Source organism: Pseudomonas sp. NFACC39-1, assembly GCF_900110355.1.
GTDB lineage: Bacteria > Pseudomonadota > Gammaproteobacteria > Pseudomonadales > Pseudomonadaceae > Aquipseudomonas > Aquipseudomonas tehranensis.
Genome location: NZ_FODL01000001.1, coordinates 13,803 through 39,043 on the forward strand (window position 1 = coordinate 13,803; position 25,241 = coordinate 39,043).

At 56.4% G+C, this 25,241-nt stretch carries 16 protein-coding genes, 4 tRNA genes and 1 pseudogene; 3 read left to right on the forward strand and 18 right to left on the reverse strand.

Going from position 1 to position 25,241, the window contains the following annotated elements:
• Window positions 1–109: 109 nt before the first annotated feature.
• The 7 genes from BMY45_RS00080 to BMY45_RS00110 all read right to left on the reverse strand — a co-directional run bounded on the left by BMY45_RS00080 (window position 110) and on the right by BMY45_RS00110 (window position 4,310).
• Window positions 110–685 (reverse strand): hypothetical protein, encoded by a 576-nt coding sequence (locus tag BMY45_RS00080; protein ID WP_092394858.1) that lies wholly within the window; start codon window positions 683–685, stop codon window positions 110–112.
• Window positions 686–904: 219 nt separating this feature from the next.
• Complete coding sequence (locus BMY45_RS00085) at window positions 905–1,489, reverse strand: hypothetical protein (RefSeq protein ID WP_143071589.1); 585 nt, start codon at window positions 1,487–1,489, stop codon at window positions 905–907.
• Between the two features lie 192 nt (window positions 1,490–1,681).
• On the reverse strand, window positions 1,682–1,867 hold the full coding sequence (locus BMY45_RS00090) for a hypothetical protein (RefSeq protein WP_092392937.1): 186 nt from the start codon (window positions 1,865–1,867) through the stop codon (window positions 1,682–1,684).
• Window positions 1,868–2,259: 392 nt separating this feature from the next.
• Window positions 2,260–2,703, reverse strand: coding sequence for a hypothetical protein (locus BMY45_RS00095; RefSeq protein ID WP_092392940.1), 444 nt, complete (start codon window positions 2,701–2,703; stop codon window positions 2,260–2,262).
• Window positions 2,704–2,804: 101 nt separating this feature from the next.
• Window positions 2,805–3,197 (reverse strand): hypothetical protein, encoded by a 393-nt coding sequence (locus BMY45_RS00100; RefSeq protein WP_025211708.1) that lies wholly within the window; start codon window positions 3,195–3,197, stop codon window positions 2,805–2,807.
• A gap of 285 nt (window positions 3,198–3,482) precedes the next feature.
• Window positions 3,483–3,938 carry a DUF6985 domain-containing protein gene (locus tag BMY45_RS00105; protein WP_143071590.1) on the reverse strand — a complete coding sequence of 152 codons (456 nt, stop codon included), beginning with the start codon at window positions 3,936–3,938 and terminating at the stop codon, window positions 3,483–3,485.
• Between the two features lie 24 nt (window positions 3,939–3,962).
• Complete coding sequence (locus BMY45_RS00110; protein ID WP_092392946.1) at window positions 3,963–4,310, reverse strand: HNH endonuclease; 348 nt, start codon at window positions 4,308–4,310, stop codon at window positions 3,963–3,965.
• 43 nt (window positions 4,311–4,353) lie between these two features.
• On the opposite strand from BMY45_RS00110, the pseudogene BMY45_RS00115 reads away from it, so the two are divergent.
• Window positions 4,354–4,569, forward strand: a pseudogene (locus tag BMY45_RS00115) (plasmid pRiA4b ORF-3 family protein); the annotation flags it as partial.
• 630 nt (window positions 4,570–5,199) lie between these two features.
• On the opposite strand, the gene BMY45_RS00125 reads toward BMY45_RS00115, so the two are convergent.
• The 4 genes from BMY45_RS00125 to BMY45_RS00140 all read right to left on the reverse strand — a co-directional run bounded on the left by BMY45_RS00125 (window position 5,200) and on the right by BMY45_RS00140 (window position 17,016).
• Entirely contained in the window at window positions 5,200–5,502 is a 303-nt protein-coding gene (locus BMY45_RS00125) for a hypothetical protein (RefSeq protein WP_019579680.1), read from the reverse strand.
• Window positions 5,499–14,852 carry a hemagglutinin repeat-containing protein gene (locus BMY45_RS00130; RefSeq protein WP_256573609.1) on the reverse strand — a complete coding sequence of 3,118 codons (9,354 nt, stop codon included), beginning with the start codon at window positions 14,850–14,852 and terminating at the stop codon, window positions 5,499–5,501. Before BMY45_RS00130 ends, BMY45_RS00125 begins: the two co-directional genes overlap by 4 nt.
• Before the next feature lie 24 nt (window positions 14,853–14,876).
• Window positions 14,877–16,583, reverse strand: coding sequence for a ShlB/FhaC/HecB family hemolysin secretion/activation protein (locus BMY45_RS00135; RefSeq protein ID WP_092392952.1), 1,707 nt, complete (start codon window positions 16,581–16,583; stop codon window positions 14,877–14,879).
• Window positions 16,584–16,939: 356 nt separating this feature from the next.
• Window positions 16,940–17,016: transfer RNA gene (locus BMY45_RS00140), tRNA-Arg, on the reverse strand.
• 526 nt (window positions 17,017–17,542) lie between these two features.
• On the opposite strand from BMY45_RS00140, the gene BMY45_RS00145 reads away from it, so the two are divergent.
• A complete protein-coding gene (locus tag BMY45_RS00145; RefSeq protein WP_010226671.1) occupies window positions 17,543–17,869 on the forward strand; it encodes an Arc family DNA-binding protein in 327 nt (108 codons plus the stop codon).
• 121 nt (window positions 17,870–17,990) lie between these two features.
• Here BMY45_RS00145 and mgtE read toward each other — a convergent pair whose 3' ends face one another.
• A complete protein-coding gene (gene mgtE, locus BMY45_RS00150; protein ID WP_092392955.1) occupies window positions 17,991–19,433 on the reverse strand; it encodes a magnesium transporter in 1,443 nt (480 codons plus the stop codon).
• A 322-nt stretch (window positions 19,434–19,755) separates the two neighbouring features.
• Here mgtE and BMY45_RS00155 point away from each other — a divergent pair, with 322 nt between their 5' ends.
• Window positions 19,756–20,259, forward strand: coding sequence for a cell envelope protein SmpA (locus BMY45_RS00155; RefSeq protein ID WP_092392958.1), 504 nt, complete (start codon window positions 19,756–19,758; stop codon window positions 20,257–20,259).
• 40 nt (window positions 20,260–20,299) lie between these two features.
• Here the strand turns inward: BMY45_RS00155 and BMY45_RS00160 are convergent.
• From BMY45_RS00160 to alaS, 6 genes are all read right to left on the reverse strand, one after another.
• A tRNA-Arg gene (locus tag BMY45_RS00160) sits at window positions 20,300–20,376 on the reverse strand.
• Between the two features lie 72 nt (window positions 20,377–20,448).
• A tRNA-Arg gene (locus BMY45_RS00165) sits at window positions 20,449–20,525 on the reverse strand.
• Between the two features lie 107 nt (window positions 20,526–20,632).
• A tRNA-Ser gene (locus BMY45_RS00170) sits at window positions 20,633–20,723 on the reverse strand.
• 62 nt (window positions 20,724–20,785) lie between these two features.
• Window positions 20,786–20,974 (reverse strand): carbon storage regulator CsrA, encoded by a 189-nt coding sequence (gene csrA, locus BMY45_RS00175; protein WP_003178872.1) that lies wholly within the window; start codon window positions 20,972–20,974, stop codon window positions 20,786–20,788.
• A gap of 183 nt (window positions 20,975–21,157) precedes the next feature.
• Entirely contained in the window at window positions 21,158–22,399 is a 1,242-nt protein-coding gene (locus BMY45_RS00180) for an aspartate kinase (RefSeq protein ID WP_092392961.1), read from the reverse strand.
• 89 nt (window positions 22,400–22,488) lie between these two features.
• Entirely contained in the window at window positions 22,489–25,113 is a 2,625-nt protein-coding gene (alaS, locus tag BMY45_RS00185) for an alanine--tRNA ligase (RefSeq protein ID WP_092392964.1), read from the reverse strand.
• Between the last annotated feature and the right edge of the window lie 128 nt (window positions 25,114–25,241).

Consider the following 25,241-nt stretch of genomic DNA (forward strand, 5'->3'; position numbering starts at 1 on the left):
CAGAACCTGTGGCGAGGGGATTTATCCCCGCTGGGCTGCGCAGCAGCCCCTGAAATCTGCGATTGCCACCTCGTCCGGAAGGCCGGTCCTTCTAATTCTTAGGTCGAACTCAGTGCCCTTGGGCGCTCGCAACAGGAATACGCTCCTGGGGCTGGGTGACATCGTAAACATGCTGCTCGCAACCTGCCCCAATGATCACGAACTCCACCAGGTAAACTTTTTGCTTCTCGGGCTTGAAAGTGGAACTCATAGGGCCGCATGCATAAACAATTTTTTCAGCATAGCGGTAGTAGTTCGAGTCGTAGACCCGTGATTCACCGATCACTTCAATCGCTTGCCCGGGGTCAGCCTGCACCTCCAACTGGGGGAAACGTTTTACGGTGGCGCTGTTGGCAACCTCGTTCACTTTGGCGATCCAGCCGAATACCTTGCCACGACCGGAGTCGACCACGGTTCCCAAGACCTCGGCACGCTGATCCGCATCGGAACTGCGTCGTATGGAGAACTGCACCGGGTGAGTGAACCCTGTCGCCTTCATGATGATCTTGGCGTGTTCCGCATCAGCGACGACCTTGGTTTGCTGCAACTGGACGCCGTCCTTGAGCAGGCTTGGCGAGGAGTCCCTGACATTTGAGTGACAGCCTGCCAGGGCCATGGCTAGAACTAAAAAGGTGGTTTTTTTCATGATTACTTCCCTGCAAAATTTGAATGATCGCAGACCACCGAAATACTTCGGCGACAGCTGAATGGCAAACAACAAATAAATATACCCTTTTTTGCTCAAGCCCCTAGATCCTTGTGGACTAAATCACGTCAATCAGCAAGGGCGGTTGTCAGAGAATATGGTTACCCAAAGCATGCTAAGTTAGACCCATTCAACTCCACCTATTTTCGCAGTCGCTTTTCACTGCCAGTTAACAACTGTCAACGCAGTAATAATTTGATCCGACTTATCATTCAAGTCACTGCAATAACCGGTCACTTCCAGCCCCCCATACTCCTCGCTGGTGTAAAACCACTCCTCTGCGCTATCAAACTCAAGATCTGTATACGGTAATAGCTCTCGCACAAAGCTCCCAAGCCCTATCCCTTCTGGCAGCGTACCTTGATATGAATTGACTGGCTTGGCACCATCAGCAAGGCATTCATACATCCATACCTTAACAGCATAAACCTTCCAGTCGCGAGTAAGCACATGAAGGGCCCTTGTCTCAACACCTGCATGATCTGGGCTATCGTAATATAAACGCCAATTAGTCAATTCCAAATCAACAACATGAAACCCATATCCACCATCTCCTTTGGAATCAATACTCCTCTCCATCCTTAGAGTTGGAGAATTGACAAACCCATATATACCGCCCATGTCATTCAGAGCGTATTTATTCAGTACCTCTTCAAAGTCACTAACAGAAACCCCTAGGGGAATCCCTGCAAGTGAACGGGACGGCATAACTGGAGCTGTCCACAAAATAATAAAATCACTCATTTGGGCTCCCATAGACTCTTCGAGGAATTAAACATAACCTTCTGCCCCTTGGGATTATAGTAAACAGTAAAAAGGGGACAGATTTTAATGACACTTACTTAACAGCTAACTAGCTGATACGACTACGAAAAAATGAAAAAAGGCTGGCCTTGGTCTACGGTGATAGTTGTACAGAAAAGGGGACAGATTTATTTAAGACACAGCGCAACTAAATAAATCTGTCCCCTTTTCCGTGAAAAGCAGGTCGGGAGATGACTTCTTGTCAGGCTGGGCGGGTTTGGGATTCAGATAGGAATCGATGACACGTTCGGCGTTGGCGTCGGCGGCGATGTCTAGATGCATCGGCGGTACGGGTGGGTCGGGGATGAGTTTGTCCATGGAATGCTCCTAACGTAAGTAAGAGCCGCCACGTTCGCTGCTAAACGAGAGGGTGGCAGACGTGCGCAGGTTAGCAGACCGGTACGTTAGGAAACCGGCGCACCCAAGGATGCCCTGCACACAGCCGCCATAAGAATTCGAGCGATAAAAATCGCTCGCACTGAATGGCAGTTGCCATGCGCCTAACGTGACTCCGAGCTGCTAAACCCGACCGCTGGATTGGCAGCGGTGGACAAAGACTAGGCACCGGAATCGGCAGGCGCAAGGGGTTGGGATTTTCTAGGAAATGTCCTTCAAGTCAATGGGAAACGTCCCATACAAGATATTTCATTCTTCTAAAGCATCGGTTGCGTATTCCAATCAGTGCTGGATAAGGTCGTGTTCCGCTCGGATCATGGGACTACCTGCTCGACTGATCCAGAAGGCGGAGTTGTAACAGCCGGCTCTATAACTTTCGCGGAACGCCCTGTCTCGACATCACGAACTTCGTAATACCACCATTTCATCGAAGAGACGCCATAAAGCCCATAGGTACGGCCACCGACCAGATCCACGGTCATTTCAATGGGACGTGAGTATTCGGTTCCAATGGCGTACTGAACCGAAAGTTTATGCCTTCCTGCCCCGAGTCGATACTCGGTTTGGCGGGCTAGCCAATAGAGCGACGTATCGTCATCGATCTTATATATCGACAGACTTTTGTCATACTGCCGAATCGTCGCGATCTCGCCCCAAGGTTTTCCTTCTGCGCTTTTATGCTCGTAATGGATACATCCTGTCAGCGTGAAGCAGAACAAAATCATTACAATAAAGCGTAGGACAATATCGTGTCGCATCAATGGCTCCTAGGCTCAGATCAAAGCTACGGACTGTTGTAACTCTATTCATACTCCATCCTACTTCGATGAAAACAGGAGAATGGAGATCTATTTGCAAACTAAACCACTACAACATCACCGGAATCCAAATAAATTGAATAGGCCTCATACCCACTACCACTATCAGCCTCAACGACGATCGTGTCGCCAGAATGGAATGTTATCTTCAACCCTGCGCCTTCAAACTCTTTAACCGACGCGACATCTTGTAATAAAAAGTCCAGTAAAGGCGCACTCGTATACGAATCAGAAAACTCTCGCCGCCCTAAAGTGCCGCCGACCTCATACGTCAAGCCTCCTTCTATACAGAAAGAGACTTTATATGGAGGCACACCTGGGGCCACTTGCGGACGTGCAAATTCCAATTTGGTGATTGCCACCCCAAAACTAACCATTTCCAAGTAACACTCGGACAGTAGCAAAAAATCAAAATCATCGGGCAATGCGTACATACGTCACCTATGTCAAACCTCAAGTTCAACGCCGAACCGGCGGTAAAGTGTCGGGGGGAAGAGGAACATGTGTGTCGCCCTGACCCTTCCCAGGTTTTCCTGTCGCGGGGTTCATTGGTTGTTTGCCGGAGTTTTGCCAACGCCAGTATCCATTCTCATATCCGAACGAGAAAAGGGGACAGATTTATTTATAGACCGAGAAACCAACGAGCCCGCTCCCTCTGTGTTTACAAAATAAATCTGTCCCCTTTTCGCTCGTTTGACTCACAACTATTTTTGCACCAATTAACCCAGCAAAATATCCTGCGTATCAACAGCTTCCACAGAACCGTTAGTAACCAGAACCCCCAAACCAAGCTGGGGGTCAAAGGTAGCATCAAAAATAAAACCAATCTCACGTGCTCCCGCATTAAAAGCGGACATAACTTTCACACACTTCAAAGAAACCAAACCCCGCATATCATCAACTGTAAGGACTCTGGGCGCCTTGGTGTCAACCTCATCAGCATCAAAACATGCTCGGTATTCCTCAAGCCTACCAAGGTAATAGTTAAAAACAGCTTCTTCTACCAACAAAGAAATAGCGACTTTGTTTGAATCAAACTCCCGAAACGCAAGCCGCTGAGTTTCAGAGATCGGTTCACCATCAAAAGTCTGAACAACAAGCTGCACCTCATAGTTATTTCCAAAAATCGCTGCATAACATATGCCCAGCCCAAACCCCATCAAAATGCAACTCACCAAAATCTCTATCTGAGACAACACTCATTTTTTAACCACCTCCAACAAAGCTTTCTCGGCAACGCCGCCTAGGTGGCCATATTTCACACCAAAATCCATCGAATTTACCTTGCCAGTATGGATAAACGAAGGCACCAACTGCATTCTTCGCATATCCTCAACCTCATGCCAGGTAAATTTTTCCTCCCTCATAAACCGAGCCACATCTGACTCTTTCAAACCAAGCTTATTAGCCAGCATCTGGTTGGCAGCACGAAAGTTAGCATCTCGATTTGTAGATATCAGACCAGGAAGCCTAACCTCATGAAGTGTAACCGGAGAAAAGTCCGGGTAACCAGAAAAGGGGACAGATTTATTTAAGACACAGCGCAACTAAATAAATCTGTCCCCTTTTCAATTGGTCCCCTTTTCCATTGCCTGTCCTCAGGTGCCGTATTGCATCGACGGTGCCAATGCTTCCCCACCGGAAGACGTGGGTGGCGGGTCTGATTATGAGGAATTTCTAGAGGCGATGGCCAACCCCGATCATCCAGAGCATGAGGCGATGGTTGAATGGCATGGAGATGTTTTTGATCCGGCTGCATTTGAGTGCGAGCGTGTGAATCAGTGGTTTAAACGGGTTAAGGTTTGAGCTGCAAGGCGGTGTAGTTCGGACGCTTACATTCGGTTTGCTATCAGTTGCTCAAGGCTGCAAGCCGCCTGTTAGTACATATCATATTGCCAATCGCTGCTAGGAGTCTTATGTGACCGAAATAGCGAGAACCGCCAAATTTCCCACTATACCGAGAACCACCTACGCAAACGCTACCAGCGCCTTGAATACCTTCCGCGAGGGGCTGAAAACAACGTTAAGCAATGCCCCTATGAGGATGCCTGGAAAGCTGAATAAGTAGCAAAGCCACCCCATGGAGTCTGTGACCCAGAGGTCGAAAAGGAACAAGTACAGCCCCATGGCAGTAGCCATTCCCCCCAGCGATTCTCGTGACGCTTTGCACAGCAACGCTATGCAAAGCACCGCCGCTTGCGGTAACCAGGAGTATGCAAAATTCTCCAGGAAGAAGGGGCCTTTTCCGGTTGTGTAGACGGCAACGGCAAGGCCCAGCCCGACGCCGACCCGCATCGGTGCAGATGATGAGTCGGGTTGGTGCATCGCGCGGCATTTACAGGAAGAAGACGACCTCCGTAAAAGTCTGGAGAAACCGGACGATGTTCTGTCCTTTTCCATATTTGTTCGTGACCTACTCTCTATAGCTCCAGAACATTAGTACTTGAAATTTGTTTTTACTTCGCCACCACGCCTATAGGACATGACAAATGAAGTCCAGTTTTCACCACGCTTTCTAGAGTTTTCTTTTAATCGCTTTACCAGACTATATAGAACCGCGCCATTGAAATCAGTTTCGGCATTTGTCACCTCCACCCCATTATTTTCAACCACGAGTTCTTCCTCCGAATAGCCGTCACCCACCTCAACTTCGTAACGAAAAGAGTCATAACCATGCACAATGCCAGCCTCTATCAGTGCAAAAATTTCTTTTGCCAACTCTATATCTTCAATAATCACTCTATAACCTCCGGAATTTTTTTAGCCTCATTTTCAAATCGCAAAGTCTTACTCTTGCCATCTATTGTATACGTCAATTCCATCGTGTCGGGCCTCGCCGAACCAGGATCCGTGCGATTAAACTTTATAGTAGTCGGACCAACAGTTTTAGAAGGATCATTTAAAGCTTCCTTTATTCTATTTTCATAGAAAACCTTATAGGCCGAGTTATTGAAATTCTTGTCCTGTGGAAACAGATTATAACCATCACAGGTCCCACCCTGGCTACACGCCTGGGCATGACCGCCAACGTCTGTGTCCCGCCCTTCCTTGCCTGCCGCTGTTTGCCTCGAATCTCGAGGGACCTTCGTCTGGTTCGGATTAAACGTAAGCTCTTCTACGAAACCCTTGCTGTTTGTCGTAAAGGAATCGCCATTATCAAGCTCGTATCGGGTATTGGGGCTCCTTGCACTCGGACTATTGAGAATCTCGTACTCAGGAGAGCCTTTGACGGCGTTGCCGGTATTGACCTTTACCACAGGAATATCGGCATGCCCCCCAACGTTAGGTTTGAGGCCATGGTCGGACACAGACGTCGTTGGCTGCTTGCCAGTCGGGGCCGCATCCACCCATTCCTTCGACGGCGTCTCCCCAAACTCCTTAGCCCAATCCGGATGTTTCGGATCAATCACCAGTCCGTCGGTCCCCTTCGTTATACCATCCGAAGGCCCCTTACCTACAATCCCGACGACCTTACCCGTCGCAGCACCTGCAGCGTTTGTAACCGTCCCCAAGGCGATATTCAGCAGCGTCGTTGCGCCACGAACGTATACGTCGCCCGGTTTCTCCAGACTTTTACGGAGGTCGTCTTCTTCTTGTAAATGCTCCTTGGTCTTACCCGTGAGTCCGCTCGCAATCGATTTGGAGATTGAATCTTTGGCTGCTGCGATTTTGTCGCCAAACAGCTTTTCGACTATAACGTTACCGGCCAGACCGACAGCCATTTTGCCAGGGCCCATGACGGCCTGGATTCCCAAACCCAGAAGCTGCACCTGCTCTACTGGCAGCCCATCTAAGTAAGTTTGAAGCGCCGCCGTTTTTTCCAGCAGTTGACTGCCAGGCGTGCTCTCTTTCAAAGGAGAGAAAAACGCGACGTGATCGATCCTATCCGAATACTTGAAACGTTCAGCCTTCTTCGGGCCTTCGTTATTCTCTGGACAGCCACCCGTGGCCTCGCAGGTTTCTTGCAACTTGGCGAACTCTGCGAATGCTACCGCCGCGCCTTTAATGACGATCACATCTGCGGGCGTCAGGTCTTTGATCTTCCCAGCATCCTTACCATTGCGAACAAGATTCTTCGCAACATTCAGCGCAACCTCATCCCCCAACGCAGCTCTCGCGGAAGCAGGAACCTCTTCAATTGAAACTCGCTGGGCCTGGATATTGGTCCAAACCTGTCCAGCGGCTTGGACGGGCCCTGCGATCAACTGGAGTGCCGCCTCATATGCTTTTCGGCTGTTTTCCGGGTATTTTTTGATGCTGTTTTTCCAGTTCTCCACCGTCCCGGAAGGATCAGCCACGGCTTCCAACGAGGATTTGGTGACGTACAGATCGGTCCGAGACTCCTTATCTCTGGTGATCTCATAGGCTTTGCTCACATCCCGGTTGAGCCCAACCGTCGAGTCAGTCCCGATTTGAGCATCATTGCGCACCACGACGTCGCCGGTCCCAACGGTGGCCCGGACGATCTGGGCACGATCCTTCTCATACTCCCAACCGCTCGCGCTCCAGCCGTTTTTATCTTTCTCGCCTTTGCCAACCTGACTGCTGTCCTGGGCACCGGCGCCACCCTTGGAGTAGCTGCCGCCGACATTCAGGTAATAACCGTGCTCCTTGTCCTTACCGGCGATGTCACTGAAGCCTAAAGTTGCGGTGTCCAGTTTGAGGTTGCCGTTGTCGGCAGCAATCAAGGCACCATCTAGCTGGGTATGGTCCTCGGTGCGGATATCGACCTTTTTTTCGCCGGTGATGCTGGTTTGCTGTTCGACCCAACGTGTCTCACCGGTCGTCTGTCCATACCCCACCGACCCGCTGACACCCGCCCCCGGACCGACGGTTACGGTGACGCTAAGATCGAATTCCTTGCCTTTGACTTCGCCTGTGTCAGGCATTGAGGAGACGTTCAAGTCCCCGCCGACACGACCAACGACCTCATCACCGCGCAGGGTAGCGCCAATAATGTTGGTGTCCTTGCCACTGGTGAAGCCCAAGCGATCACCGGCATAGAGGTAAGCTTCTTGTTGGCGATTGCCTTCACGCTCAAGATTACCTTTACCGATGTTCACGCTGGCGTAGACACCCACGCCTTCGGAGCCGAACACCAGACCAACCTCACCGCCCCCGTTGTGTCGGTTGCTCTCACTGTCGCTAGCGTTCTGCGCTGACCTGATGTTCAGCTCATTACCCGCATCAAGCGCGATGCCCCGCCCAGCCTTGACCTGGGTGCCTATCAAGTTGATGTCATGGCTGGCGTCCAGATTGAAATCCCTTCCAGCAACGACTTGGGTGGCGGTCGAGCTACCGTGAACGCCATCCTCGGTGGCAACACCATAGCTGCCACCGACTCCCAGCTTAAAGCCGCCGCTGGTGCCGCCATGAATCCCACCCCAGCTTTCGCGCTCACTGCTTTCCTGGTTGACACTTCCTTTCGCCACATCCAGCGTGACGTCGCGACCTTTGATGTTGATATCCCGACCGGCATGTAGCTGGGTGCCTTTTACCGTGACGTCGTTATAGGCGTGGAGACTAAGGTCGTTGCCCGCATCGAGTGTCGACGCCCGGTTGGTCTGCTCAATGACTTGCTGGCTACTGGTTTGCGTGCTGTTTCCGAATTTGACGTCGACGGTCGGTCCGTTGACAAATTGGGTGACTGCATCAACGCCTTTGAGGGTGCTGGACGCTTTGCTGACACCATTTTCCCCTTTCCCCGCACCGCTGACCGCATCCCGGGTGCTGCCATAATTATGGTTGAAGGAAATGCCAAGACCGTTACGACTGGCTTCGCGCTGCTGTTCGATCAGTTGGGTTTCACGCGCCGCATCGACGTTGATATTCCGGCCGGCCGTGAGGCCAATGTCACGGGTGGCACGTAGATCCGAACCGGTCTGGTTGATGTCGCGCTGAGCGCTGATAGAAACGTCTTGCCCTGCACTGATCTGGCTGGCGGCAGCTGTTTGCTGTTCCAGACGGTTCCTTTCCTTGAGGCTATCGGCACCTGCAAAGAAATTGATTCCATTGGCATTGCTGGACACACCAATCCCAGCCTGCTTGTTCTTTTCCCAATCCCGCTCGGAACGACTGTTCTGCGCCGCCAGAACATTCACATCACGCCCGGCATTCAAACTGACATTACGCCCAGCATCGATACCACTACCCACCAGGTTGATGTCACGCCTAGCCTGCAAGGTCGCGTCGCGTTCCGCCGTCACCTGACTGCCGACGCTGGTACTGCTTTGCGCGATCCGGCCCGACTCTTTGGCCGAGGAGAACGACAGGAAGCCACCCGAGACCGAGAGCCCGGTTTTCTTCTTGTATTGCTCGCTATGGCTGTAAGCGGTGTCATTGGCCGCGACGAGGTTGATGTCGCCGCCGTCCTTGACCAGGCCCGCACGCAGTTCCACGTCATTACCAGCGGTGGTTTCGCTGGCGCGCAAACGCAAGTCGTTGCCCGCGACCAGCACCACATCGTTGCCTGCTTCCAGCTCGCTGGCCACTTGGGAAGCCGTGGTTTTCAACTCGCTTTTGCCGCTCTTGGACAAGCCGAGGAAACCCGATTTGGTTTTCTTGCTGTAGGCACCGTGTTCTTCGATGCCCGAGAGCACCGCCACATCACCGGTGGCCCCCACCACCAAATCATTGCCGGCGTTCAACTGGCTACCGATCACCGTGACGTTGCGACCGCCGTCCAGCGTGACACCGCCACTGGCGGCCTGGCTGGTATTGACCGTCAGGTCTTGCCCCGCCTCCACCACCGACGCGACGTTGGTGCTGTCATAGCTTTCCCGTTGCTCGCTTTTGCTGCGACCAAAGGAGCCTTTGCTTTTCTTCGAGTAAAACTCTGCGGCTTCATCCGTTGCGGACAACAGGCTGATGTCCCGCGTGGCGTCGAGCGCAACGTCCTTGGCCCCTTTCAGCTGACTGGCGACGAGACTCAGGTCTTGCCCCGCCTTGGCGCTGAGGTCCCCACCCGACTGGATAACCGAAGACTGCTGGCGCACCAGGTCGCTGCTGCTTTTGACTTTTTTGCTCTGGGACGAGCGATGGCTTTCGTTGGCGGCAGACGTGATAGCGATATCACGCCCGGCCGTCAGCGCCAGGGCGCTCTGGGCGATGACGTTGCTGGCAACGACCCGCAGATCCTGCCCGGCCGTCACCTTCAGCTCCCGGCCCGCAGTAGCGCTGGAACCACTTTGAGTGATGGTTTGGTCCCGGTGTCTGCTGCCCATCGTGTTGCTGTCCACCTGCTCGGCGGAGGCGATATTTACATCACGCATCGCCCGCAAACTCATGTCATTGCCGCTCTTGAGCACGCCCCCCTTATTGGCGATATCCCGTCCGGCCCCCAACGCCAGATCATTGCTCGCCTCGATCCGCGCCGCGCTGTCGGCAAAACCACGTTGCTCGGTCTTGTAGCCAGTGCTGCTGGCGTGGCGGGTGATGGTGCGTTCGTTGGTCACATCACCGGCCACGGCGACGACGCTGACATCCCGCCCAGCGATCACCCCGCCCGCCCTGTTAGCAAGGTCATTCCCCGCCAACGCCTCAAGCCGGTTACCAGCCTCCAACAACCCGCTGTTAACCAGACTGTCGCCAGCCGTCGCCCTCAGGTTGCTGGTCGCCCGCAAGGTGCCGGCGTTGTTCAGGTTCTTACCAGCAATCAGGCTGACGTCTGAACCCTGAATCAACGCCCCATTAGCCGCCAGACGATTATTGGCCTGGGCCAGATAAAGCACCGGCACCAGCACCTGCTCGTTATTCACCGTCCGGTTTTCCATCCAGACGATGTCATGGGTCAGGGCCGCAACCTGTTCGGCGGTGAGGCTCACGCCCAGGGACAGGTTGAGCGCGTCCTTGCTGGCGATGGCATTGTTCATCAGGTACTTGAACATGCCGTCGTCGGAGGTCTGGCCGTCGAGGAAGCGTTGGCCCGTACGGGCGATCACCGCCTGTTGGATCAAGCGTTGTTCGTAGAAGCCGTCGCCCAAACGCTTGGCGGCGACGTCGGGGTCGTAGCCCAGGTTCGTCAGCAGGTAGTCCGAGCTCATGAAGCGGCGCATGTCGGTCAGCGCCGGGTTGGTCTCGATCAGGTATTTTTGCGGGTTGGCCTGGAACGAGCGGTCCGGCAGGCCGCGCACTTGGGTCAGTCCCGTGCTTTGGGTTGGCGTGGTAGAGCCGTCGCCGCTCATGCGGAACAGGCCGTTTTGCCCGGTGGGCAAGTCAAAACCCGGCAAGGACAGCGGATCGACTTGTTGCTGGGTCAGGTTCGGGGGTAGCTGCCGATTGACGCTGATACGGGTCGAGAAGGCGTTGTCGGCCTGGGTGTCGGTGCGTGGGCCAGCGCCGACGTAGTTGTAGCCGCCACGCACGACGCCGCTGTTGACGTCGCCCTGGGTGGGAATGTCGATGGCGCCACCGGCCTGGATAATCGCGGCATAGGTCTGGTTATCGGTAGTACTGGTTTGGGTGCGAAACTGCAGCAGCTCGATCTCGGTCATGCCGATGAAGCGGCTCATCGCTGCTTCAAGGCCACCCAGGTCGTTGGCGTTGTAGCCCGGGCTCTGCAGCCAATATTTGTTGGTGAAGTCATTCGCGGCGGCGCGCCAGCCTCTCGGGTGGCGCGTGCGTTGGGACCTGAAGGTGCGCGAGGTTTCGATCTCGCCAGTCTCGATGCCGATGTTGTTCAGGCTGACGAGGTCGGCGGTCAATCCACCGCCGACGCCGATGCTGCTGCTCCGGTTGGTCAGGGTGTCGCCCTGGATGTCCAGGTTGCCACCGGTGGTTATGCTGGAGGCAGCGCTGGCCGCGGTGACTTCGAACTTGTCGCGCTGGATGATCTGCCAGACGTGGTTTTGCTTGGGGCCGTCGCAATCACCTGGGATGCAGGCCACTTCCCTGATCGAGGCGGTGTAGATGCCTGCATCGTTGGTGGTCAAGACCTCGCGGACGTTGTCGATGGTGCTGGCCGCCAGGCGCATGTTGCCGTTGCTCTGCAGCGAGCCGGAGCTGTTGAGGATGCGGCTGGCACGCGTGCCGAGGCCGTCGCGATCGATGCTCAGATCACCCAGGCTGTAGATATCGGCATAGCGGTTGGTCAGGCTATTGACGCGCAGGCTGGTATTGCCGCCGCTGAAGATCAATCCGTGTTCGTTGAGCAGGTCACCGGTCGACACACCGAGCGCGCCGGTACTGCCCAGCGTGCCATAGTTGTTGAGCGTGGCGGCCCTGACGCTCAGGTCCGCCGCCGAGGTCAGGCGACCGTAGCTGTTGAGGACGCCATCGACCACGACGGTTGTGTTGCCACCGCCCGCGATGCTGCCGTTTTGCTCCAGATTGATCAGCGCGGCCTTGAGGCCCAAGGTGCCGAGACTGCTCAAGCGGCCGTTGCCTGTATAGGCGCCGGTCAGTTGCAGATCGATGGTCCCATCACTGCCGATCAGGCCGTCAACGTGCCAGTTGCTGCCACGGCCCACCAGGCTGTCGGTACTGAGCAACTGGCCGGTGGCGGTCTGGGTCATCTGGTCGACATCCACGACCAAGTGCCCGGCCTGGATCGCCGTGCTGTTGGTCCAGCGGTCAGCCGTCACCGTCAGGTTGCCGTAGGTCACCAGCTGACCGCCGGCCTGCCCCAGGTTGGCCTGGCTGATGCCGAACACTCCCAGGCCGGTGTGCAACAGCTTGCCACCCACGTTCTGGAGGCTGTTGGTGTCCAGCCCGACATTTTGGCTGGCGGTTTCCAGGGTGCCGTCGTTGTTATCGAACAGGCCACCGATGTTGAATACCGTGGTGCTGTTCTGGCCCAGGGTGCGCAGTTGGCCTTTCTGGTTGCTCAGGCTGGCGGCGAGAATATCCAGGCTGTCCTGGCTTTCGATGATGCCGGCGCTGTTGTTAAGCGCGCCCGAAAGGTCAAAGTCGATGCGATTGGCACTGACCTGCCCGCCGCCGCTGTTGTCCATGTCCCGGCCAATGACCTTGACCTTGCCCGTGGCGTACATCCCACCGCTGCGATTGTCGATATCCGCAGCCACGTTGGTGATCACGATATCGCCCGCCTTTGCGGCCATGCGCCCGCCGTCGTTGAACAGCCCCGCCAAGGCTTGGATGTTCAGTCCTTGGGCCTGGATCGTGCCGCCCTGGCCATCGAGGTCATAGCCATTTCTCAGCACGCCAGTGGTACGCGCCTCCAGGGCGGCCTTGACGCTGGAGAGCACGCCACCACGGTTGTCCAGGTTGGCCGCTTCGATGTTCAGGTTGGCGTCTTGAGCGATGATCGTACCGCCCTGGTTATCGATATCGCCGGATACATCCACGGTGACCAAGCCCTTGCCCTGCAAAGTGCCCTTGGCGTTATCCAAGTTGGAGGCCTCGAGCTCGACACCGGCACTGCGGCTGGCGATCAGGCCTCTGTCAGCGTTGTTGACCTTGCCGGTCGCCGTGACCACCAGCTTGCCATTGGCGGCAACAGTGCCTTTGTTGCTGTTGTCCAGGCTGGCGGTGCGCACGGTCACGATGCCTTGGCTGGATAGCTCGCCGCCCCGGTTATTAATCGCGCCGGTGTTAGTGATGTCGAGGTTTTTGCCGGCCATGACCAGGCCGGTTAGGTTGTCCAGGCTGCCGAGGACCAGCGTCGCGCTGTTCAGGCTCGACAGTTCACCTGCATTGTTTTCCAGATGGCCCAGGTTGGCTGTCAGCAGACCCTGGCTGTTGATCAGGCCGCCCTGGCTGTTGAGGACTTGATCGGCGTTCAGGTGCAGTTCGGTGCCGCCGAGGAGGCGGCCTTTGTTGCGGTTATCCACCATGTTGCCGGTGATGGTGGTCTTGCGCTGCCCACTGAGCGTACCGCCCTGGTTGTTCAGCGCCGCCGTGGTCGTGACATTCAAGTCACGACTGGCGATGACAGTTTTGCCGCCGTTGTTCAGTTGCTTGGCAGTGAGGGTGACATCACCTACGGTATTGCGGCTGTTATCGGCGTTGACCCCGGCTTCGATAATCCCGTTGTTGCTCAGCGTGCCGCCGCTGTCCAGGCGAATGCTGTCGCGCGCCACCAGATTGTTCTGGCTGGTCAGGTCACCCGGTGTCGTCACGTCCAGTCGGCTACCGGCGTACACCTGGCCGCGGGCTTCCACACTTTTGGCCTGGATGTCGACGGCGCCGGCGGCAGCCGTCTCGGCCATGCTCAAATGACCATTGGCATCGAGCTGGATATCACCGCCGCTGGCAACCATCTTGCCGTCCAGCTTCACGCCAACCCCGGCCTCCGTACCCACCAGTTTGATCGCCCCGGCGTACATGCCACCCAAGGCCGAGGAGTCGATGGCCAATTGCGGTTTGGCGCTGCCGTCGTCGGTGCGGGCGGTAGCGTTGAGGGAGTTAGCGTTGACGTCGTTACGCCCGGCAATAATCGTCAGATTCTTTGCCTGGATCTCGGCATTGATCTTCGCGCTGCGGGTGATGATCTCGAAACGGTCGACGTTGTTGGCGTTGAGGCCTGCGCCTTCGATCGCAACGCTGCCATGGTCGACCTGATAGCGACTCAACTGACCGTTTTCGATAATCGGTTTGCCGGTGGTCAAGGTCGCTTTGGGGGTATTGATAAACCCACAGCCGTTACACGAAATGCCATAAGGGTTGGCGACGATCACATGCGCCGACTGCCCCGCTACTTCGGTGTAACCGCGTAACTGACTGGGGTTGCCGCCATTGACTTCGTTGAGGATGGTCTTGGCCGCCGCGCCGTTGAGGTTCGGGTTGCCGAGGATGATCCCGCCCAGTTGCGTGGATTGGGCGGGGTTGGTGGCGTTGTTGAGGATCACGCCGTTGCTGCCGACGTTGTAGTCCTTGAACTGGTTGTGGGACAGGCCGCTGCCGTTGGGTTTGGCGATGTTGACGATGGGTACGCCATTGCCGGCCTGACCGAGGGTCGTGCCCGGTGCGCTGACGACGATGCCGTCGGCCTGGGCCCACAGCGGCTGCCAGAACATGACGTTGGCCAACAGCAATGCCAGGCCGCGCTTGGGCATGCCCCAGAAGTGCTCGCGGGTTTGCACGGCAGCAGAAGGCTGGCGGGCCAGAAAAGCGTGTAGGCGGTCGTCCATGATCGGGTCTCGTTGCAGCAGAAATTAGATAGATACATCCACACGGAAATAGATCGGCGCTTCGCGCTCGGTCAGGGCATCCGGTCGTTCCAGAGAATGGGCGAAGGTGACGCTGGCGCTCAGGTGTTCACCGCGGGCGAACAACTCCAGCGAGTGGCTCGACATGCGCCCGTGCTGGTCGCCGTTGTAGCGATTGCCGCGAATCACCCCCACGTCATAACCGAGGCTGGTGCCGTATTCGGCGAACACCGGGCGCAGCCATGGCAGTGTCACCGGACGACTCCAGCGCAGGTCGTTGCGCCAGTAACCACCGCTGTCGCCGGACAGCGTCTGGTCCTTATAGCCCCGGATCGACGCCAGGCCGCCCAGGCTCATGCGCTGCGGGTTGAACAGTGCATCTTCACTGCGCTGGCCAGTCATCAGGCTGCTGAAACTGAAGGATTCGCCGCCCAGCATGAAGGGCTGCAAATAGCTGAGGGTGGCGGTGTATTTGCGGTAGCGGGCGTCGGCTTGACCGGGACCCGGGTCTTCGTCGCCCTGCGCATCGAAGGCGCCGATGCCTTGCTGCACACCCAGGTCCAGGTTGACGAATGCATTGCCGACTCGTCGTCCATGATTGATGCCGAACTGCGCCTCGCTGATGCGATTGCTGCTGGTACCAAGCTTGCTGTCGTTGACGAAGTTGTTAGTGCGCAGGTACGCCAAGCCGGTGTTGAGCGAAGTCTTACTCACCGCGTCGCGATGGACCACCCGTTCCAGGCGCACCTGATGGCTCTGGCTATCGCCGCTCTGTTTGAAATTGAAGCCGTTGGCCTGGCCCAGCGCACGGTACTCGCTCTGACTGTAGCTGTAGCTCAGGTTCCACCAGCCAAACGGCAGGTTGTAATAGAGCATGGCATTGCGCGAGGTTTTCTGGTGATCGCTGACGGCATCGTGGCCGCCGCGCAAGGCCAGTTGATCGGCCAGGCCCAGCGGGCTGTCCCAGTCGAATGAGGTGCCCCATTGCTGTTCGCCGGTGCTCTTCTGGCCATCGTTATGTCGCGCCACGCCAACGCGCCAAGGCTTTTGCGGGGTGTTTTTGACCCGCACATCACTGCCACCGAGATCCTGTCCTGGCGCCAACTCCATCTGCACGCGATTGGACGGCAAACGGTTCAGTTGGTCGACCATTTGCTCGATGTCCCGCAGATTGAGCAAATCGCCCGCCTTGCCGGGAAAGCTCATGGCCAGTTCCCGCTCGGACAGACCACTGCCCTCGGCACCCTTCAGCCCTTCCAGTCGGCCCTCAACCACCAGCACTTGCAGGTGACCGCTGGACAGGTCCTGTTGCGGCAAATAGGCACGACTGGTGACCAGGCCTTTTTCCAGGTAGTAATCGGTGATGACCTTGAGCAGCTCATTAAGCTGTGGCACGCCCAGGCATTGGTTGATATAGGGCCTGAGCAGGTCTTGGCGCTCTCTCTCGGACAACGCATCGGCACCCTTGAGCTCGATGGTCTTGATCGGGAAGCAACGGCTGTCGCTCGGCGCGGCCGGGGCCTGGGGCGCTGCGGACTTGCCTGGCAGATCCTTGAGTTCTTCAAGCCGCCGACGCTGCTCTTCGAGCAAGCGATCCTGGCGTTCACGAATCAGGTCCGTGTCGCCGGGGGTGGGTGCAGCGTAAGCGGGCGTCAGCGAAGAAAAGCACAGCAAAGCCAGGCATAACCTCGCCCAATGGGCGGGTGAAAACATGTTCGATCCCTCGATACGGAAATAGCAGCAAACTGGCGAGCAGACAAAGCACCGGGTATCGGTCTTTTCATTTCGGGAAACACCGGAAAATCCAGGCTGACACCAAAAATACTCACGCTGCTGATGCGCAAAACTACGCGCACACCAGACTCTGCATATCGCCTTCGGTTCAAGGGAGGAGAAACTTTCTGCTCAAAAAATAGACGTGTCTCACAGGACGCATTAAAAACCACCGACAGAAATCGTCTGCTCGGACCTGTACGAGATGGATTTTTTCGCGGTGAACGAACCGACGTCCGCACCCACCATGGGGATTTGGCGAAAGGGGGCAAACTATTGGAGGGTTGGAGAAATGATGGTGTCCCAGGGCAGGTTCGAACTGCCAACCTTCCCCTTAGGAGGGGGATGCTCTATCCAATTGAGCTACTGAGACACAAGTCGACCACGAGAAACGCGGTGCGTTGGACGGCGTGCATGTTAACGGTCAGCCTGGCGTTTGTCATGTCGTCCATGGCTTTTTAAGTGTAGGCAGATGTACCGCTCGCCACGCATTCCATCGAAAATCCCGGACCGGACTGCCGCTTATCTGGCCCACCCTGCTCATTCTAGTAAATCGGCAAATTGCCACTATCCTGTACAATACAAGGACAGCACACGCCTCTGCCCCCTTCTGCGCTTATCCGCCAGACGGTATGGCACATAGACACGATGCAGTGGTCACAAGATGCGAACCTGGGAATTTTTCAAACCAGTCCGCATTTTTGACGAAGGGTACTGGCATAACGCCTTTACGCGGATCAATATTTGTCACAGAATTGGCGCCAATGATCTGGCAATTTTGAGGCATGATGCGGGCCTCTTAACAATTCAGGTTGAACATTTGGCTAAGGGGCTTGTCCTATCGACATCCTGCGGCCAATCCCGAGAACCGCTCCCCTGAACTAACCGGTTAAATAAATATGCGCCCAATGAAACAGGCAATTTATTCCAGCCGTACGGCTGACAAGTTCGTCGTACGTCTGCCAGACGGAATGCGGGAACGCATTGCCGAGGTGGCTCGCAATCATCACCGCAGCATGAACTCCGAAATCATCGCGCGCCTTGAGCAAAGCCTTATTCAGGAAGGTGCGTTGGGTGAAGAGCTGAGCATGCGGCTGGACAGCCCAGAGCTGTCACTGCACGAACGCGAGCTGCTTCAACGCTTCCGACAACTCTCTCATCGCCAGCAAAACGCCCTCGTTTCGCTGATTGCCCATGACGCAGAAATGGCCGCAGACGCGTCCTGATCGCACCCAAAATGTTAAAGCCAGCCTTGTGCTGGCTTTTTTTTGCCTGGAATTTGGTGACTGAGATTTCTGACGCCCACGAAAAAGCCCGCCAAATTGGCGGGCTTTATTGAGGTGCGAATCAGAGCAGGAAAATCGTTGCCAACCCCAGGAAAATGAAGAACCCGCCACTGTCGGTCATGGCGGTAATCATCACGCTGGCCCCCATGGCGGGGTCACGCCCCAATCGAGCCAGGGTCATGGGAATCAATACCCCCATCAAGGCCGCCAACAACAAGTTGAGCGTCATCGCGGCGGTCATCACCACACCCAGCGACCAACTGCCATACAGCAGATACGCCACCACGCCGATCACCCCACCCCAAACCAGACCGTTGATCAAGCCCACGGCCAGTTCCTTGCGCATCAGTCGCGACGTATTGCCGGTACTGACCTGGTCCAGCGCCATGGCGCGGACGATCATGGTAATGGTCTGGTTGCCGGAGTTGCCGCCAATCCCCGCAACGATAGGCATCAGCGCCGCAAGGGCTACCAGTTTTTCGATAGAGCCTTCGAACAGACCGATGACCCGGGAGGCGATAAAAGCCGTGATCAAATTGACCGCCAACCAGGCCCAACGGTTACGCAGGGACTTCCAGACCGAGGCGAAGATGTCTTCCTCTTCGCGTAGACCGGCCATGTTGAGGACTTCGCTTTCGCTCTCCTCACGAATCAGGTCGACCATTTCGTCGATGGTCAGACGGCCGATCAACTTGCCGTTCTTGTCGACGACGGGTGCAGAAATCAAATCGTAACGTTCGAACGCCTGGGCCGCATCGTAGGCATCCTCGTCCGGATGAAAACTCACCGGATCGCTGGCCATGACCTCGGCCACCTGCTTTTCCGGATCATTGACGAGCAATCGCTTGATAGGCAGCACGCCTTTGAGCACGCCGTCGTAATCGACTACAAAGAGCTTGTCGGTATGTCCCGGCAGCTCCTTGAGGCGGCGCAGGTAACGCAATACCACTTCAAGACTGACATCCTCACGGATGGTCACCATCTCGAAGTCCATCAGCGCACCGACCTGCTCCTCGTCATAGGACAACGCCGAACGCACGCGCTCGCGCTGTTGGCCGTCGAGGGTTTCCATCAGTTCGTGGATAACGTCCCGTGGCAATTCGGGCGCAAGGTCAGCGAGTTCGTCGGCGTCCATTTCCTTGGCCGCCGCCAGCAGTTCGTGATCATCCATGTCAGCGATCAGGGTTTCACGAACCGAGTCGGACACTTCAAGCAGGATGTCACCGTCACGATCCGCCTGGACCAACTGCCAGACCGTCAGACGCTCTTCCAGCGGCAAGGCTTCAAGGATGTAGGCGACGTCGGCGGAGTGCAGGTCATCGAGCTTGCGTTGCAGCTCGACGAGATTCTGCCGGTGGACCAGGTTCTCGACCAGGTCGTGATGCGGGCCTTCCTGGCGATGTGTCAGGTCTTCGACCACCCGCTGGCGATGCAGCAGCTCAACGACTTGAGCAAGGCGATCCTGAAGGCTTTCCTGCGTTTTCTTTACTTCTATTTCGGTCATAGGCGAACTCCACTCCCAGCAGTGGAGCACGCCGGAAGGATCAATCAGTCAGTTCATGATTGGTGAAACGGGATATTGAGTAACTACTGGGTAAGTCCATGGGATATTCCACAAGCCCCGGCGGGGCTGACGGGCGCAATCATACACCGCTTGACGCTTTAAAACGTTAAAAAATCATGGCAAGAACAAGCGCTTGCGAGACATACCTGAACGCAGATTGAACCTCTATGCCTACGACGACTTATCCTGAAAAGAAAACACACGCCCCACTAAAAATGTAGCGACTACCCTTCTGTTCTTCACCGTCAAGGAGGACGTCAGGATGCCCGTCAGTCGTTACCTGTTTTTACTCGCTGCCCTGCCCTGCCTGCCCTTGGGAGCTGCCGGGCAAAGCGTGCATCGCTGCGAAAGTACCGCTGGGCACGTAACCTTCACCACCCTGAGTTGCCGACCAGGAGAAACCTTGTCACTTCAGCAGGTCCATCCGACCAGCCCAGGGACGATCCAGCCGCTGACAGAAAACCTGCTGCCCGAAGCGGAGGTTCGGCAAACATCTGGCAACAAAACCAACCGCAAGGAACCGACTGTTGTCGGCCAGCTTGAAGACAACTGCGCGAATATGCTCAACCCTAGGCAACGCCGCGAAGCGATCATAAACAGACGAATTGTGAGCGGCATGAGCCAGCAGGACGTGGAAAGCGCTCTGGGCAGACCCGACTCAGTCAAAATCAGGAACTCCAGCACCCGATATACCTACAAAGCGAAAAAAGGTCGCAGCGCAGAGATCGTGTTCGATGAGAAGGGGTGTGTAAAAGGCAAATCGTAGACAGCAAAAAGCCCGCGTTAAACGCGGGCTTTTTGGTGTTTGGTGCACTCGACAGGATTCGAACCTGTGACCGCTCGGTTCGTAGCCGAGTACTCTATCCAGCTGAGCTACGAGTGCAGATTGTGGTTTTATACCAGATCACAACTGGTTGAAGCCAAGTTATTTGCATCACTGCAAACAACTCTTAAATGGTGCACTCGACAGGATTCGAACCTGTGACCGCTCGGTTCGTAGCCGAGTACTCTATCCAGCTGAGCTACGAGTGCATTTGTTGCCGCGCATTATAGGTCGCCGAATCTTTTTGTAAAGCGCTTTTTTCAGTAATTACAACAACTTACCGATAAAGCCAGATTACGTCGCACTAAATAAATAATGGCGGAGAACGGGGGATTCGAACCCCCGACACCCTTTTGAGGTGTACTCCCTTAGCAGGGGAGCGCCTTCGGCCACTCGGCCAGCTCTCCGCAACACGGGGCGTATATTAACCACCTTCATCCCCGTTTGCAAACATAAAAAACGATAAAAATTAATGGCTTGGTTCGTCGTCCTTCTCTTTCTTGATACGCAGGTAAATTTCCTCTCGGTGCACCGCGACCTCTTTCGGGGCGTTGACGCCAATACGCACTTGATTTCCTTTGACGCCGAGCACGGTCACGGTGATTTCGCCATCGCCAATAATCAGGCTCTCTGCGCACCGACGAGTCAGAATCAGCATACCTTTCTCCTCACGCAATTCAGTTCAGGGACAACAGTCTGCAAAAAAAAGGCGTAGGCCCTACAACCGAAACGGTCGCAGCCTACAAGCCTAGTATTGACCAGCGCGAGCAAAAGAACAGTTTTGGAGCGCGCCTTTCAGAAAAACAAAGGGCGCGGTAAACCGCGCCCCCAAGACAACGCCTTACTCGCCCTGTCGGGCAGCAGCGTCGAGTTCGAAAGCCGTGTGCAGGGCGCGCACGGCCAGCTCCAGATACTTCTCTTCGATGACCACGGAAACCTTGATTTCCGAAGTAGAGATCATCTGGATGTTGATGCTTTCCTTGGCCAGGGATTCGAACATACGGCTGGCCACGCCTGCGTGAGAACGCATGCCGACACCGACGATCGAGACCTTGGCGATCTTGGTATCACCCACCACTTCTCGGGCACCAATCTCGTCAGCAGTCTTTTTCAGCACAGCTTCCGCGGCCTGGTAGTCGTTGCGGTGCACGGTGAAGGTGAAGTCGGTGGTGTTATCGTGCGCGACGTTCTGCACGATCATGTCGACTTCGATGTTCGCGGCACTGATCGGGCCGAGAATCTTGAACGCCACGCCGGGGGTGTCTGGCACGCCACGGATGGTCAGCTTGGCTTCATCGCGGTTGAAAGCGATGCCGGAAATGATCGGCTGTTCCATGGATTCCTCTTCATCAATAGTAATGAGGGTGCCCGGACCCTCTTTGAAGCTGTGCAGAACGCGCAGCGGAACGTTGTACTTGCCGGCGAATTCGACGGCCCGGATCTGCAGCACCTTGGAACCGAGGCTGGCCATTTCCAGCATCTCTTCGAAGGTGATCTTGTCCAGGCGCTGAGCCACAGGCACCACCCGTGGGTCGGTGGTGTAGACACCATCCACATCGGTGTAGATCTGGCATTCGTCAGCCTTGAGTGCCGCCGCCAGCGCCACGCCCGTGGTATCGGAGCCGCCACGGCCAAGGGTGGTGATATTGCCGTGCTCGTCCACACCCTGGAAACCGGCGACCACCACCACGCGACCGGCCTTCAGGTCACCGCGAATTTTCTGATCGTCGATCTGCAGAATACGCGCTTTATTGTGCGCACTGTCCGTCAGGATACGAACCTGATTGCCGGTATAGGACACTGCCGGCACACCCCGTTTGATCAGCGCCATCGCCAGCAAGGCAATGGTCACCTGCTCGCCGGTGGAAACGATCACGTCCAGTTCACGCGGAACCGGTTGCTGCTCGCCGCTGATTTGCTTGGCCAGATCGATCAGACGGTTGGTCTCGCCGCTCATTGCCGACAACACAACCACCAGGTCATCGCCCGCTTCACGGAATTTCTTAACCTTGTCGGCGACTTGTTCGATTCTCTCGACAGTGCCGACCGAGGTGCCTCCAAATTTCTGTACGATCAAAGCCATTTCAAAGCCGCCTCTGCCCATGAAGGGCGCCCAATAATCACTCAACAGCGGCCGGGCTCGCGACTAGACCACGCGCCCGGAACGCTGCCTTAAATACCCTGCTCTACAAATGCAACGGTCTGGGCCAGTGCCGCATCCAGGGCGCTGGCGTCGGTGCCGCCGCCTTGCGCCATGTCCGGACGACCACCGCCCTTGCCGCCCACTGCCGCAGCGGCCTGCTTCATCAAATCACCGGCTTTGAGTTGGCCAGTCAGGTCTTTGGTCACGCCTGCGACGAGAACGACCTTTTCCTCATGGACACTGCCGAGCAGGATCACTGCGCGGCCGAGTTTGTTTTTCAGTTGATCGACCAGCGCCAGCAGTGCTTTGCCATCCTGACCGTCAAGACGCACGGCCAGCACTTTCACGCCTTTGACGTCCACGGCCTGGGCCGACAGATCGTCGCCCGCGGCGCTGGCAGCCTTGGCCTGCAACTGCTCGAGTTGCTTTTCCAGCAGACGGTTGCGCTCCAGCACAGCCGAGAGCTTGTCGATCAGGTTGTCACGGCTGCCCTTGATCAGGCTCGCCGCTTCCTTGAGTTGTTCTTCGGCGGCGTTGAGGTACGCCAGGGCCGCCGCGCCGGTGACCGCTTCGATGCGGCGCACGCCGGCAGCCACACCACCTTCGCTGATGATTTTCAGCAGGCCGATATCGCCGGTCCGGTTGGCGTGGATACCACCACACAGTTCCACGGAGAAATCGCCGCCCATGCTCAGCACGCGCACACTGTCGCCGTACTTCTCGCCGAACAGCGCCATGGCACCCTTGCGCTTGGCGGTCTCGATGTCGGTTTCTTCGGTTTCAACCGGCGAGTTCTTGCGGATCTCGGCGTTAACGATGTCTTCCAGCGCCTTGAGCTGCTCAGGCTTGATGGCTTCGAAATGGCTGAAGTCAAAGCGCAAGCGCTGACTGTCGACCAAAGAGCCCTTCTGCTGAACATGCTCACCCAGTACCTGACGCAACGCGGCGTGCAGCAAGTGCGTAGCCGAGTGGTTCAGCGAGGTGGCGTGACGAACCTCAGCATCGACATGAGCGGCGACCGGAGCGGCAATCATCAGGCTGCCCGACGCCAATACGCCGTGGTGCAGGAATGCGCCACCGGTCTTGGTGGTGTCACGCACATCGAAACGCGAGTTGCCGGCCTGCAGGTAACCGCTGTCCCCGATCTGCCCGCCGGATTCGGCGTAGAACGGCGTCTGGTCCAGTACGATCACCCCTTCCTGACCTTCGCTCAGGATGTCGACCGACTGCCCGTCCTTATAGATAGCCACGATCTTGGCAGAGCCGGTAGTGGCGGCGTAGCCGGTGAATTCGGTGGCCACGTCTACCTTGACCAGGCTGTTGTAATCCATGCCGAAGGAGCTGGCGGAACGCGCACGCACTCGCTGGGCTTCCATCTCGCGCTCGAACCCTTCCTCGTCGAGGGTCAGGTTGCGTTCGCGGGCGATGTCGCCCGTCAGGTCCATCGGGAAACCGTAGGTGTCGTACAGCTTGAACACGACATCGCCCGGTACCACGTTGCCCTTGAGCTCGGCCAGATCCTGCTCGAGGATCTTCAAACCCTGCTCCAGGGTCTTGGCGAACTGCTCTTCTTCACCCTTGAGCACACGCTCGATGTGCGCCTGCTGGGATTTGAGTTCCGGGAAGGCCTCACCCATTTCGGCCACCAGGGCCGCAACGATCTGATAGAAGAAACTGCCCTTGGCGCCCAGCTTGTTGCCGTGACGGCAGGCGCGACGAATGATCCGGCGCAGCACATAGCCGCGGCCCTCGTTGGACGGCAACACGCCATCGGCAATCAGGAAGCCGCAGGACCGGATATGGTCGGCGACCACTTTGAGCGACGCCTGATTGTCGTTGCTGCAACCGATGGCCTTGGCCGAAGCGCTTAGCAGGCTCTGGAACAGGTCGATTTCGTAGTTGGAGTGAACGTGCTGCAGCACCGCACTGATCCGCTCCAGGCCCATGCCGGTGTCGACCGACGGCGCGGGCAACGGATGCAACACACCATCGGCGGTGCGGTTGAACTGCATGAAGACGTTGTTCCAGATCTCGATGTAGCGGTCGCCATCTTCTTCCGGCGAGCCGGGTGGGCCGCCCCAGATGTCGGCGCCGTGATCGTAGAAAATCTCGGTGCAAGGGCCGCATGGACCGGTGTCGCCCATGGTCCAGAAGTTATCGGAGGCGTAAGGCGCGCCTTTGTTGTCGCCGATACGCACCATGCGTTCGGCCGGAACACCGACCTCTTTGGTCCAGATGTCATAAGCCTCGTCATCGGTGGCGTAGACCGTTACCCAGAGCTTCTCCTTGGGCAGATTCAGCCACTTGTCGGAGGTCAGGAAGGTCCAGGCGAAGGTGATGGCGTCGCGCTTGAAATAATCACCGAAACTGAAGTTACCCAGCATTTCGAAGAAAGTGTGATGACGAGCGGTATAGCCGACGTTCTCCAGATCGTTGTGCTTGCCGCCGGCGCGCACGCATTTCTGGCTGCTGACGGCACGGGTGTAGGCACGTTTTTCCTGGCCCAGGAAGCAGTCCTTGAACTGGTTCATCCCCGCGTTGGTGAACAGCAGGGTCGGGTCGTTGCCCGGAATCAAAGAGCTGGAGGCTACTCGGGTGTGGCCTTGCTCTTCGAAGAAGCGAAGGAAGGCTTCACGGATTTCTGCGCTTTTCATTAGGTTCTTCCACGGAGGCTGCGGCCAAAGGCCTGTGCAAAACGTCAACAGACGAAGCAACGGCAAAGGGCCGCATTATATCGGCCCTTCGCCTGGGGTACAGCGTGTTTATGCGATAGAAACGGTCA

Bases quoted from the DNA above. Each gene is read 5' to 3' on its own strand.
- BMY45_RS00080 (WP_092394858.1), bottom strand. From the start codon at position 685: ATGAAAAAAACCACCTTTTTAGTTCTAGCCATGGCCCTGGCAGGCTGT.
- BMY45_RS00085 (WP_143071589.1), bottom strand. From the start codon at position 1,489: ATGAGTGATTTTATTATTTTGTGGACAGCTCCAGTTATGCCGTCCCGT.
- BMY45_RS00090 (WP_092392937.1), bottom strand. From the start codon at position 1,867: ATGGACAAACTCATCCCCGACCCACCCGTACCGCCGATGCATCTAGAC.
- BMY45_RS00095 (WP_092392940.1), bottom strand. From the start codon at position 2,703: ATGCGACACGATATTGTCCTACGCTTTATTGTAATGATTTTGTTCTGC.
- BMY45_RS00100 (WP_025211708.1), bottom strand. From the start codon at position 3,197: ATGTACGCATTGCCCGATGATTTTGATTTTTTGCTACTGTCCGAGTGT.
- BMY45_RS00130 (WP_256573609.1), bottom strand. From the start codon at position 14,852: ATGGACGACCGCCTACACGCTTTTCTGGCCCGCCAGCCTTCTGCTGCC.
- BMY45_RS00135 (WP_092392952.1), bottom strand. From the start codon at position 16,583: ATGTTTTCACCCGCCCATTGGGCGAGGTTATGCCTGGCTTTGCTGTGC.
- BMY45_RS00145 (WP_010226671.1), top strand. From the start codon at position 17,543: ATGCGCCCAATGAAACAGGCAATTTATTCCAGCCGTACGGCTGACAAG.
- mgtE (WP_092392955.1), bottom strand. From the start codon at position 19,433: ATGACCGAAATAGAAGTAAAGAAAACGCAGGAAAGCCTTCAGGATCGC.
- BMY45_RS00155 (WP_092392958.1), top strand. From the start codon at position 19,756: ATGCCCGTCAGTCGTTACCTGTTTTTACTCGCTGCCCTGCCCTGCCTG.
- csrA (WP_003178872.1), bottom strand. From the start codon at position 20,974: ATGCTGATTCTGACTCGTCGGTGCGCAGAGAGCCTGATTATTGGCGAT.
- BMY45_RS00180 (WP_092392961.1), bottom strand. From the start codon at position 22,399: ATGGCTTTGATCGTACAGAAATTTGGAGGCACCTCGGTCGGCACTGTC.
- alaS (WP_092392964.1), bottom strand. From the start codon at position 25,113: ATGAAAAGCGCAGAAATCCGTGAAGCCTTCCTTCGCTTCTTCGAAGAG.